The 12051-nt window shown below is 62.9% G+C and carries 13 protein-coding genes; 2 read left to right on the top strand and 11 right to left on the bottom strand.

Going from position 1 to position 12051, the window contains the following annotated elements; all coding sequences use genetic code 11:
• Positions 1–126 precede the first annotated feature (126 nt).
• Entirely contained in the window at positions 127–483 is a 357-nt protein-coding gene (locus ACX3OW_RS05915; RefSeq protein WP_459094837.1) for a hypothetical protein, read from the top strand.
• On the top strand, positions 480–2210 hold the full coding sequence (locus tag ACX3OW_RS05910; RefSeq protein WP_459094836.1) for a methyl-accepting chemotaxis protein: 1731 nt from the start codon (positions 480–482) through the stop codon (positions 2208–2210). Before ACX3OW_RS05915 ends, ACX3OW_RS05910 begins: the two co-directional genes overlap by 4 nt.
• On the opposite strand, the gene ACX3OW_RS05905 is transcribed toward ACX3OW_RS05910, so the two are convergent.
• The 11 genes from ACX3OW_RS05905 to ACX3OW_RS05855 form a co-directional block, all read right to left on the bottom strand.
• On the bottom strand, positions 2207–3079 hold the full coding sequence (locus ACX3OW_RS05905; protein WP_459094835.1) for an NAD(P)-dependent oxidoreductase: 873 nt from the start codon (positions 3077–3079) through the stop codon (positions 2207–2209). The two genes, ACX3OW_RS05910 and ACX3OW_RS05905, sit on opposite strands and share 4 nt — an antisense overlap.
• A 120-nt stretch (positions 3080–3199) precedes the next feature.
• A complete protein-coding gene (locus tag ACX3OW_RS05900) occupies positions 3200–3919 on the bottom strand; it encodes an ABC transporter ATP-binding protein (protein WP_459094834.1) in 720 nt (239 codons plus the stop codon).
• Positions 3916–4767 carry an ABC transporter ATP-binding protein gene (locus ACX3OW_RS05895; RefSeq protein ID WP_459094833.1) on the bottom strand — a complete coding sequence of 284 codons (852 nt, stop codon included), beginning with the start codon at positions 4765–4767 and terminating at the stop codon, positions 3916–3918. The genes ACX3OW_RS05900 and ACX3OW_RS05895 overlap by 4 nt, the downstream gene beginning before the upstream one ends.
• On the bottom strand, positions 4764–5666 hold the full coding sequence (locus tag ACX3OW_RS05890) for an ABC transporter permease (RefSeq protein WP_459094832.1): 903 nt from the start codon (positions 5664–5666) through the stop codon (positions 4764–4766). The genes ACX3OW_RS05895 and ACX3OW_RS05890 overlap by 4 nt, the downstream gene beginning before the upstream one ends.
• Before the next feature lie 9 nt (positions 5667–5675).
• Positions 5676–6710 carry an ABC transporter permease gene (locus ACX3OW_RS05885; protein WP_459094831.1) on the bottom strand — a complete coding sequence of 345 codons (1035 nt, stop codon included), beginning with the start codon at positions 6708–6710 and terminating at the stop codon, positions 5676–5678.
• Positions 6711–6842: 132 nt separating this feature from the next.
• Positions 6843–8408 (bottom strand): ABC transporter substrate-binding protein, encoded by a 1566-nt coding sequence (locus ACX3OW_RS05880; RefSeq protein WP_459094830.1) that lies wholly within the window; start codon positions 8406–8408, stop codon positions 6843–6845.
• 86 nt (positions 8409–8494) lie between these two features.
• Entirely contained in the window at positions 8495–8989 is a 495-nt protein-coding gene (locus ACX3OW_RS05875; RefSeq protein ID WP_459094829.1) for a hypothetical protein, read from the bottom strand.
• Positions 8986–9594 carry a helix-turn-helix domain-containing protein gene (locus tag ACX3OW_RS05870; RefSeq protein ID WP_459094828.1) on the bottom strand — a complete coding sequence of 203 codons (609 nt, stop codon included), beginning with the start codon at positions 9592–9594 and terminating at the stop codon, positions 8986–8988. The genes ACX3OW_RS05875 and ACX3OW_RS05870 overlap by 4 nt, the downstream gene beginning before the upstream one ends.
• Positions 9595–9715: 121 nt before the next feature.
• Entirely contained in the window at positions 9716–10684 is a 969-nt protein-coding gene (locus ACX3OW_RS05865) for an NAD-dependent epimerase/dehydratase family protein (RefSeq protein ID WP_459094827.1), read from the bottom strand.
• 144 nt (positions 10685–10828) lie between these two features.
• Entirely contained in the window at positions 10829–11230 is a 402-nt protein-coding gene (locus ACX3OW_RS05860; protein ID WP_459094826.1) for a VOC family protein, read from the bottom strand.
• Entirely contained in the window at positions 11230–11997 is a 768-nt protein-coding gene (locus tag ACX3OW_RS05855; protein ID WP_459094825.1) for a FadR/GntR family transcriptional regulator, read from the bottom strand. The genes ACX3OW_RS05860 and ACX3OW_RS05855 overlap by 1 nt, the downstream gene beginning before the upstream one ends.
• Positions 11998–12051: the final 54 nt, after the last annotated feature.

Here is a 12051-nt window from a genome sequence, read left to right as displayed (position 1 = left end):
CATCGACTGATCGATAAAATTCAATCCAAAACAGGGAAATTTTAATTAACCCCTCTGTGCTCTACTAAACCCACGCATATTCATGCGGTAAGGGTCTGCAGTCGCAATTCTGAAAGGATTGCAGCATTGGCAAGGGCGCGCGGTCTGGGCTCAGGTTTTACTATCGGCAAACCGAACGGTGCTGCGCTCGTCTTGATAGGCGCCTCGACCTTACTGACCTTTACCACCTTGATCATCGGCTACCATCTACCGCCAGAACGCGGCGAGATCGGTGTCGTATTCCCACCCTGGACCTCCCAGATTGATGCCCTGAGCGCCGTGATCGACGCCGGCGGCCAGATCGCCGGCACCGGCCGATTCTCCAACATTGTCGTGGCCGTCGCCCTGGACGGCAAATTTGCCCAACGCGTCACCGAGCGGGGCGCGCTGTTCGTCGCCGCAGCAAGAGGCCTATGCGGCCCGATTGAGGAGTTGCAGACATGACGCTGGAAATTTTCCGTCAGCGTGGGGCGCTGGTTCTGGTCGGGCTGACAGTCATCCTCGCCGCCGCAACGCTGGCCATCGAACTGGCCCGGTTTGGCTCCATCGGCATCGCCGCCATGCTGGCCATCGGGCTGAGCGTCATCATGGGCGTCAGCTTCCTGCTGTTCCGGGTGAGCGCCCCGGGGCGCCATGTCACCGTCGCCGTGCTGATGGGCCAGGTCGCCGCGATGCTGATCGCCATGCGCGGCCACCCCATGCAGATCGACATCCACATGGCGTTTTTCGCCGCCCTGGCCATGTGCGCGCTGCTCTACGATATCCGCTCCATTCTGCTGGGCACGGTTCTGGTGGCCGTCCACCATCTCGGCCTGGGTCTGCTGTGGAGCGACCTGGTGTTTTACGGTTCGGGCGGCCTCGGGCGCGTTACCCTCCATGCGGTCATTCTGGTTGCCGAAGCGGCGGCGCTGATCTGGATGACCATCAATACCAATGTGGTCCTGTCATTGTCGGAAGAGCGGACCGCCGAACTGGCCACCAGCGCCGAAGCCGAGCAGGCCAATGCCCGCGAACTGGCGCATAATGCCGAGATGACCCGCCACCATGCGGCGCAGATGAACCAGCTACAGGGCGAATTCGCCGCCGTGGTCGAGGCCGGACTGGCCGGTGATTTCAACCAGCGCATGCGCTCCCACTACGATGATCAAAGCCTCAATGATCTGGTCGACAAGACCAATCAGCTGGTCGAGCAGGTCAGCGAAGGCGTCAACGCCACCCAGGCCGTGCTCCGGGCCATGGCGCAGGCCGATGTCACCTGCCGCGTCGAAGGCGAGTTCAAGGGCGTCTTTTCCGACCTGCAGCATCACACCAACGGCGTGGCCGAAAAGCTCGCCGAAGTGGTCGGCCAGCTCAAGAATGCCTCGGCCTCCCTCAAGGTCGCCACCGGCGAAATTCTGTCCGGCGCCAATGATCTGTCGCAGCGGACCACCAAGCAGGCGACCACCATCGAACACACCGCCGTCGCCATGGTGCAATTGGCCACCACCGTGCGAAAGAATGCCGAGCGGGCGCATGAGGCCAGTCTGGTCGCCGCCTCGGTGACCCAGGCCGCCGAATCCGGCGGCGACGTGATGCGCAACGCCACGCAGGCCATGGAGCGCATCACCCAATCCTCGTCCAAAATCTCCGACATCATCGGCATGATCGATCACGTCGCCTTCCAGACCAATCTGCTGGCGCTCAATGCCTCGGTGGAAGCCGCCCGCGCGGGCGAGGCCGGCAAGGGCTTTGCCGTGGTCGCGGTCGAAGTGCGCCGCCTGGCCCAGTCGACGGCCCAGGCGTCAGCCGACATCAAGCAGCTGATCGAGCAATCGAATGTCGAGGTTCAGGGCGGCTCACGCCTGGTGCTCGACGCCGCCGCCCGGCTGGAAGCCATGCTGGTGGCCGCCCGCTCATCCAACGATTTGATGAGCGGCATTGGTCGCGACAGCAGCGATCAGGCAACCGCCATCGAAGAGGTCGGCGGCGCCGTGCGCACCATGGACGTGATGACCCAGCACAATGCGGCCCTGGTCGAAGAAATCAACGCCGCCATCGAGCAGTCCGAAGCTCAGGCCAGCGAACTAGACCGGATCGTGGATATTTTCACCACCGAAAGCCCCCAGAGCGCGCCCACCATAGAGACGCGCCCCAGACCAACCCGCCTCGTCCGCCTCGCGGCCGGGGGCTAGTTACTGCGGTTCAGGCGGGCGATCAGACTGGACGTATCCCAGCGATTGCCGCCCATCGCCTGCACTTCCGAGTAGAACTGGTCCACCAGCGCGGTCACCGGCACCCGCGACTTGTTGCGGCGCGCCTCGTCCAGCACGATGGCCAGATCCTTGCGCATCCAGTCGACCGCGAAACCGAACTCGAACTGCCCCGCTACCATGGTCTTGTAGCGGTTTTCCATCTGCCAGGACTGCGCCGCGCCCTTGGAAATCACCTCGATCACCGCTTCGACGTCGAGCCCGGCATTCTGGCCGAAATGGATGGCCTCGGCCAAGCCCTGCACCGCGCCCGCAATGCAGATCTGGTTCATCATCTTGGCGAGCTGGCCGGCGCCCGAGTCCCCGAGCAGGCGGCTGGCCCGCGCATAGGCCATGATCACCGGCTCGGCCCGCGCATAGGCGTCGGCGTCGCCCCCGCACATCACCGTCAGTGCGCCATTCTCCGCGCCCGCCTGTCCACCCGAAACCGGTGCGTCGATAAAGCTGAACCCGGCAGCCGTAGCCACCTCGGAAAGCTCGCGCGCGACGGCGGCCGATGCGGTGGTGTTGTCAACAAACACCGTCCCCTTGCCCATGCTCGAAAAGGCGCCATCCGGCCCCATTGTCACCTGGCGGAGATCGTCGTCATTGCCGACGCAGCAGAACACGAAATCCTGGCCGGCAGCGGCGGCGGCCGGCGTCGGGGCCATGCTGCCGCCATGCTCGGACACCCATTTTTCAGCCTTGGCCGCGCTGCGGTTGTAAACGGTGACCGCATGCCCCTTGGCAGCCAGGTGCCGGGCCATGGGATAGCCCATGACGCCCAGGCCGAGGAAAGCTACTTTTGCCATGCAATACACTCCATTTCGATAGCACCGCCCGCGGGGCGGATCAGTTCAGCGCAAACTCTTTCATGCGTGCTCAAATCGCCGATGTCGAGTGCGCCAGCCAGCCGAGCGGAAGTGACCTGCTCAGCTGGCCGCGATCAGGTCGCGCGTATAGCTCTGCTGGATGTCGCGAGCACGCAATTGGCTGCGGGTCAGGGTCTCCACCGCCTCGGCATTGCGCATCACCATCAGCCGCTCGCACATATAGGAAATCACCGCCAGATCATGGCTGACAATGACGAAGGTCAGCCCCAGATCCCTTCGCAGCTGATTGAGCAGGTTGAGGATTTCGGCCTGGATCGACACATCCAGCGCCGAAGTCGGCTCATCGAGCAGCAGGATTTTGGGATTGAGCGCCAATGCCCGGGCAATGGCGACACGCTGCCGCTGACCGCCCGACAATTCATGCGGAAAGCGGAAACGGAACTTCTCGCCCAGCCCGATCAGGTCGAGCAATTCGCGGGTGCGCCCTTCGGGGTCCGGCATGTTGTTGATCCGCATCGGCTCGGCAATGGCCTGGCCGATGACATAACGCGGATGCAGCGACGCATAGGGGTCCTGAAACACCATCTGCACCCGCCGCGCCAGATCGGTGCGGCTGGTGGATTTTGTATCCTGCCCATCGATCTTGATCGAGCCGGACCAATCGGGATTGAGCCCCATCATGGTGCGCAGAATGGTGGATTTGCCGGAACCGGATTCCCCCACCAGGCCAAAGCTTTCGCCCTCGGCAACGTGAAAGCTGACATCGCGGACGGCGGTCGACGGGCCGAAGCGGACGCTGAGATGGTCGACATCGATCATGGGCGTGCCTCCAGCCAGCTGGCCTGGCGCTGCAGGATCGGCAGCGGCTCGAGCGGGCCATCAATGGTGGGCAGGCAGGCCAGCAGCCCCTGCGTATAGGGATGGGTGGCCTCGTGCAGACGGTCGGCCTGCAGGGTCTCGATGATCTGGCCGGCATACATGACGATGACCCGGTCACAGAACCGCGCCACCAGCCGCAGATCGTGGCTGATGAAAATCAGCCCCATGCCGCGCCGGCTGACCAGCTCGTCGAGAATCGACAGCACCTGGGTCTGCACCGTCACGTCGAGCGCCGAAGTGGGCTCGTCGGCGATCAGCAGATCGGGCTCGCGCACCACCATCATGGCGATCATGACGCGCTGACCCATGCCGCCCGACAATTCATGCGGATACAGCGAAAACACCCGCTCGGGATTGCGGATATGCACCGCTTCCAGAATCGCCAGCGCCTGACGGATCGCTTCGCGCTTGGGCAGCTTCCGGTCGCCAATGCGGATCGCCTCGACGATTTGCAGGCCGACGCGCATCACCGGGTTGAGCGAGAATTTGGGGTCCTGCAGGATCATCCCCATCCGCCCACCCCGCAAGCCACGGCGCTGCCGGGGCGAGATTTTGGTCAGGTCGATGCCGTCAAATTCCATCTTGTCGACACTGACCTGGGCATAAGACGGCAAGACGCCAAGCAGTGCCCGGCCAGTCAGGCTCTTGCCCGAGCCGCTTTCCCCGACAATGCCCAGTTTTTCGCGGCCCAGCGTCAGCGAGACGCCGCGCACCGCGTTGGTCATGGCGCCGCCTTCGCCGGGAAAGGCGATGCGGAGGTTTTCGATTTCTACCAGGGGGCCGCTCATTGGCGCTGCCTCAAATGCGGGTCGAGCAGATCGCGCAAGGCGTCGCCCAAGAGATTAAAGCCAAGGCTGACCACGAAGATCGCGATGCCGGGGACCGTTGCCACCCACCATTGGTCGAAGATGAATTTGCGACCGGTGGAGATCATGGCGCCCCATTCCGGCAGCGGCGGCTGGGCGCCGAGGCCGATAAAGCCCAGCCCGGCGGCGGTCAGGATGATGCCAGCCATATCGAAGGTCATGCGCACGATCACCGAAGACATGCACATCGGCATGATGTGATAGACGATGATGTGGAAATCCGACGCGCCGGCGAGGCGGATGGCGTTCACATAATCGGAGTTGCGCACCACCATCGCTTCGGCGCGCGCCAGCCGCGCATAAGGCGGCCAAGCGGTCAGGGTGATGGCCAGCGCCGCATTGACGATGCCGGGCCCGAGCGCGGCGACGAAGGCCAGCGCCAGCAGCAGCTTGGGAATGGCCAGGAATACGTCGGTGATGCGCATGAAAATGCGGTCGATCCAGCCGCCGTAATTGCCGGCAACGGCGCCGATCACCAGCCCGACCGGGGCCGAGGTGACGATCACCAGCCCGACAATCAGCAGGGTCAGGCGCGAGCCATAGACGATGCGCGAATAGATATCGCGGCCCAGCTCGTCGGCGCCGAACCAGTATTGCGCGCCCGGCGCCGCCAGCCGGTCGGCCAATACCGGCAGATAGGGATCATGCGTGGCCAGGATCGGCGCCAGCGCAGCGCAAAGCAGCAGCGCGATGACGATGATCAGCCCGACCATGCCGAGCGGATTGCGCACGAAGCGGCGGGCAAAGCTCTTGAATTCGGCTAGCCGGGCAGCGCGGAGAGCGCGCTTGGAGTCGACAATGGTGGTGGTGGTGAGGTTCATGGGTGCCTCCTAGCGCGAGCGCGGATCGAGCGTGCGGTAGAGCACGTCCGACAGCATGTTGAGGAACACAAAGACCGCGCCGACCAGCAGCGTGCCGCCCAGGACTGCATTCATGTCGGCGGCGAACAGCGAGGAATAAATGTAGTTGCCGATGCCGGGCCAGGAGAAGATGGTCTCGATCAGCACCGAGCCTTCCAGCAGCCCGCCATAGCTGAGCGCGATCACCGTGACCAAGGGAATGGCCGCGTTGCGCAGTGCATGTCCGGCCACGACGCGAAATTCGCTGGCGCCCTTGAGCCGGGCAGTGAGAACATATTCGCTGTTGAGCTGGTCGAGCATCACCGAGCGGGTCATGCGCGAAATATAGGCCAGGCTGAAATAGCCGAGCAGCACGGTTGGCAGCAGCATGTGGCTGATGGCGTTCTGGAAAATCTCCCACTCGCCCTGCATGGCGCTGTCGAGCAGGATCGAACCCGTCCAGCGGTCGACAATGCCGACGAAGAACACGTCGAGCTGCCCGGGTCCGGCGACCCAGCCGAGCTTGTAGTAAAACACGAACAGTCCCACGAGCCCGAGCCAGAAGATCGGCACCGAATAGCCGATCAGCCCGACAATACGGATCACATGGTCGGGCCATTTCTCGTGCCAATAGGCCGAGGCAACGCCCATCGGCACACCCAGCACCACGCCCAGCAGCAGACCCAGGGTCGCCAGCTCCAGCGTGGCCGGGAAGAAATTCAGCAGATCGGTCAGCACCGGCCGCGCCGTGGCAAAGGAAGTGCCGAAGTCGCCGCGCAGGATCTTGCCGATATATTCAAAAAATTGCTGCCACAGCGGCTTGTCCAGCCCCAGTTCCAGAAACACCCGGTCATAGGTCGCCTGGCTGGCCTTTTCGCCGACAATGGAAATCACCGGATCGATCGGCAGCACGCGGCCGATGAAAAAGGTCAGTGCCGACAGGCCAAGCAAAGTGATGGCGACGGTGAGCAGCCAGGAGGCAATGCCGATGATGGGGCGCAGCGCGCGGGGAACAGATGTGGTCAAACGGAATACTCTTTCCTTCTCCCCTTGTGGGCGAAGGTGGCGCGTAGCGCCGGATGAGGGGTGCGCGATGGTCGACCGCACACCCGAATGGCGATTTGCCCCCTCCCGCATGGAGAGGGGGCAGTTAGACGCTTACTGCTTGGTCACGCCGCCATAGCGGTCGTCCGAGAAGGTGATGCCGAGTACGACACCCTTGACGTCGGCGCGCATGGCAACCTTGCGGCTGTCCTGGAACATGTAAACGAAAGGCGAGCTGTCGGTATGGGCGCGCTGGATGGCGTCATACATGGCTTTGCGCTTTTCGGTGTCCTGCTCCTGCACGGCGGCCAGAACCTGGTCCGACAGCGGGCCCGAATCCCAGCCGAAGCGGTCGGCGAGATTACCGTTGGCGCCATCGGGATCGGTCTTGTCGTTGACGGTGAAGGCCTTGGCGTTGGAATGCGGATCTGGATAGTCCGGACCCCACAGGCCAAACCAGACGTCCAGATCATGGCTGCGATAGCGATCGAGCCACTGGCCACCATCGACGACCAGCAGATTGAGCTCGATACCGGCCTGCGCCATGGTCGCCTGCACGGCCTGGGCATATTCGGTATAGGGCGGCACGTTCCACACCACGGTATCCAGCTTGATCGGGGTGGCGACGCCACTTGCAGCGATCAGCGCCTTGGCCTTTTCGACGTCGAGCGAATAGGGGTTGTAGTCGATATTGCCGCCCAGGAACCCGTCCGGGATCATGGTCTGGTGCACCTTGACGGTGCCACGGCCGATATTGTCGGCAATGCCCTGGTAATCCACCAGATACTTCATCGCCTCAACCACTTCGGGATGGCTCAGCGCTTCGTTCCGCACGTTGAGACCGAAGTAATAGATGGTCGAGGAATTGCCTTCCATAATCTGGATGTCAGCATTGCCCGACACGGCGCCGACATCATCGGGGCCGAGCTTGTTGGCAATGTCGATATCGCCCTTTTCCAGCGCCAGGCGCTGCGTCGCGCTTTCCGGCATATGCTGGAGGAAGATGCGCTCGACGCCGGGAGCAGTGCCCCAGTAATTGTCGTTGCGCGACAGCAGGATCGACACTTTCGGGTCCCACTTGGTCAGCACATAGGGGCCCGAACCGGCCGAATTTTCGCTCTTGAGCCAGGCATTGCCATAGTCGTTGCTGCCATCGGCCAGAGTGGCCTCATGCTGCTTGACGATCTCGGAGTCGACGATGCCGCCGGTGAAGGACGACAGCACATAGAGCACGAAGCTCGGGGCGTATTTTTCGTTGACTTCAAGCACCAGGGTGCCGGCGTCGGTCGCCTTGATCTTGTCGACAACGTTGTCCTTGTCGATGCCGAACTGGGTCAGGATGAACGAGATACGGCTGTCGATCAGAATGACGCGACGCAGCGAATATTCGGCGTCATAGGCGGTCACCGGATTGCCCGAGGCAAACTTGGCGGCCGGGTTCATCTTGAAGGTGAAAGTCTTGCCATCTTCGGAAACCGACCAGCTTTCAGCCAGCACGCCGGAGATATTGGTCGGATCAGCGGGATCGAAGGTCACCAGCGTCTGGTAGATCTGCTGGCTGGCGAGCACGCCGCCGACTTCACTGACTTCACCCGGATCGAGGGTGATGATGTCGTCAATCGCGTCCGCGATGACGAGTGTATTGGTGGGCGTCGCCGCCATGGCTCCCGAAGCGGTCATGACCGCTCCAAGGGCTACGGCTGCGAGCGTCTTAAACAGGCGCATTGCAGTCTCCCTGGTTGATTGCTTGATTGTCTGGTGAAACATCATCGCTGGCTGATCCCCTCAAAGCTGAAGACCAGCGCGGCGATGGGTAGAAGGGCGTCGACTTCGGCGAGTGCATCAGGCGTCAAAATCCCGGCATCGCCGAGCAGACAGACGAGGCCACGCACGTCATCGGCGATGATGATGGGCTGGCACAGCGTTGCGCCATAACCCATGGCGACCAGTTGGTCGGTCTCGGGAATGAACTGCGCCATCTGCGCCGGATTATCGCCCACCACCGGCAGCTTTTCGCCGAAAATGCGCAGGTTCCAGGCGCTGTCATCAATCGGATCGAAGCCGCCAATCGGAAAGCCGACCGGATCGGAGGTGCCGATGCGATGGGTGACCGAGCGGTCGGGCGCCGTCGCCAGCCAGGTGACGGTGCGCACGCCGGGAATGGCTTTGAACAGCTCGCAGAGCAGCGCAATCGTCGGCTGCGGCCCGGCCGCCAGCGCCTGATTCAGCCTTGCGGCCAGAGTGGAATTCAGTCCGATCATTCGGGAAATACTCGCATGGTGCCAACCCATAATTCGATGGCGGTGTCGGTGCCGATATTGTCGCCGCGGTGCGGCTTGCGGGAGTCGAAATGCAGGGTGTCGCCGGGCCCGAGCAGATAGGCGGTGCCATCGACCTCGTAGCGCATCGTGCCGCTGACCAGATAGACGAACTCCTCGCCCTCATGGCTCATGACTTCGGAGACGTGACCGGGCGGCACATGGGCAAGGCACGCATTGAGCTTGGCGTCGGGAAAGCCACGTTCCAGAAACTCGTAGAACCGGGCGGTACCGCCAACCTGATAGGTCTGGCGCTGGCCGGAATGGCTGACCACGCTATGGGTCCGCGCCGGCTTGCGGGAGACGAAGTGATCGACCGAGGTTTCCAGCGCCTTGGCCACATTATACAGCGACGCCAGTGACGGCGTCGAGATGCCGCGCTCGATCTGGGAGATGAAGCCCACCGTCAGCGACGACTCGGTCGCCACCTGCTGCAGCGTCTTGCCAATAGCCTTGCGGCGCGTGCGCAGCCGCTGGCCCAGCGTCGTGTCGACGACAGCTACCCCCGCCGTGTCGCGACGATCATCTTTGGCAATCAGCTCTGACAAAACGCACCCCAGCGCGGCCGCATAATTTTAGCCACACTAAATTACGGCCTGCCGTTGTCAACTGTCCGGCGCCGGATCGGACCTGCTGTGCAGCGGTTTTCCGCCGCAGGCCCGCGCCGCGTCAGTTCTGCGCCAACTCCCAGGCGATGGTCTGTTCCAGCGCCTCACGCTCGGAAATGGTTTCGACAAAACCCAGCTCGGCGCGGATGCGACTGCTATCCAGTGTCAGCGGATAGGCCAGATTGGACGCCTCGGCCCGGTCGGCCATGATGCCATTTTCGGCGGGCGGCACGGCAATCACCTCGGTCGCGATCCCCATCACATCGAGAATGGTGTGCGCCCACTGCGTCACCGTACGATCCTGCGGCTGCGCCGCATTATAGGTGCGCCCGGCGGCGGCGGGATGGGTAGCGGCCAGCGCCAGCGCCTCGGCCATATCATCGATATAGCCATAGGAATTCAGCCAACCCGCCGCCCGCTCATCAATGGCGAAGGGCTTGCCCGCCGCCGCATTGCGGATCGCCCAGGCAAAGCGGTGCTGCTTGTCTTCCGGCCCAAAAATCATCGGCAGGCGCATGATGGCGCTTTCGAAACGCCTATCCGCCCGCGCCGCTTCCTCGATCGGGAGCTTGTCGTAATCCTCGAACAGATCGTCTTCGACCCCCTTGGGTCGGCGCGAATTGCCGCGATAGGGATAGCGCAGCGTGCGCAGCGGCGAATCCTCAGTGGCCGGTTCCAGCCGGATCGGCGGGCTGTCTTTTTTCAGCAAGCCACCATAATTGGCATAGACGTCGGTGGAGCTGACCAGCACGTAACGCCCGCCAATCGCAGCCATGGCATCGAGCACCGACTGGGTGTTGCGCAGGCTGAGGGTAAAAATATCGATGACGGCGCTGACCTGATGCGCCTTGAGCAGGCGGATCAGTGCCGGCGTGTCCATGCGGTCGGCGACCTCGAAGCGGACACCGTGCGGCAAGGCCACCGGCTCGATTCCGCGGGCGATAGCCAACACGTCCTGCCCATGCGCCAGCAGCCGCCGCGCCACGGCCTTGCCCAAAAATCCAGTACCGCCAATGATTGCGATCGTCATCCCGGGCTCCGTTCCACGCCAATCCTGACCGGACCCGAGCCATTTGGCCGGGCCGATTCCAGCCCAGCTTTTAGTCTAGCGCGCGGCCCGGAGCCAGCCCATGGCGTCGCTTGGCACCCCCAACCGCTCGCCAGGCATCAGAATCTAGCCCGGGTTCCGTTCGGCCAGTTCGATCATGATGCCGTCGGGATCACGCAGGAAGGCGACCTTGTGGAGCACTTCGGTGTTGAACGCCTTGCGTGGACGCTCCACCAGTTCAACGCCTGCCGCTTCCAGCTTGGCGAAAATGGTATCGACGCTTTCAAACAGGAATGTCAGATGGCGCAGCCCTGCCCTTCCGTCGGGCACATCCTCTGCCGGCGCGGCGCCGTTCACCGGCGCGATGATCTCCAGCATGCCGCCGCCGGCATCGAGAAACGCCAGCGTCGAGCCGCCGCCAGTGAGCTTGCGCAGATGCAGCTTGAGGCCGAGCAGGTCGCAGTAAAACGCGATGGTCCGGTCCATATTACTGACCGTCATGCCGACATGTTCGAAAGATTTGAGCATTACAGTTTTCCCTTGTCGGCCAGCGCCGGATCGGGCGTCAGCCGTCCGCGTTCGTCGGCTTCCAGCAGTTCCTTGCTGACATTGCGGATATGACGGGACATGGCCTTATAGGCCGCGTCCGGATTGCGCATGCGGAGCGCCGCGACCACCGCTTGATGGTCCCCGATCCACAGCGGCCGCACGCTGGGGGCATGGATATGCTCGTGCAGTTTTTTCCACATCACCGACTCGTCCCGCTGCGCCCACAACGCCTCGATGATCGAGACGATGATCGCATTGCCGGTCATCTTGGCGATGGTCATGTGGAAATCGCGATCGCCCTTTTCATTGAGCAGCATCACGTCGGTTTCCTGCTGCATCTGGGCGATGCATTCTTCGAGCACCATGATGTCGTAGATAGTGGCGCGCTCGGCGGCCATTGCCGCAGCGCTCGCCTCCACCGCCATGCGGGCTTCAAGCAGTTCGAACGGCCCCGGCCCGGCGTCATCGCCGATACCGTCGAAATTGACCTGCTTGACCCGGCCGGGCAACACCACCATCCCGGTCCGGCCACGCACCTCGACAATGCCGCGCATTTCCAGCGCGATCACCGCCTCGCGCACCACCGGCCGGCTGACTTCCAGCTGCTCGGCCAATTCGCGCTCCGATGGCATGCGCCAATTCGGGTCCTTGGCATTGGCTTCGATCATGCGGGCAATCCGGCGCGCCACGATCTGGTACAGCCGCTGCTCGCCCGCCAGTTGAAATCCGTGTCCCGCAGTGTCCATCTCAGTCTCCCCTTGCGCCCGCCGCCAATCGGCGGCGGCGCGCCTGTCGTGTGT

This window comes from Devosia sp. A449, from assembly GCF_054489375.1.
The sequence above is the reverse complement of the archived record's forward strand: the minus strand, read 5'-3'. Positions and strand labels throughout refer to the sequence as shown.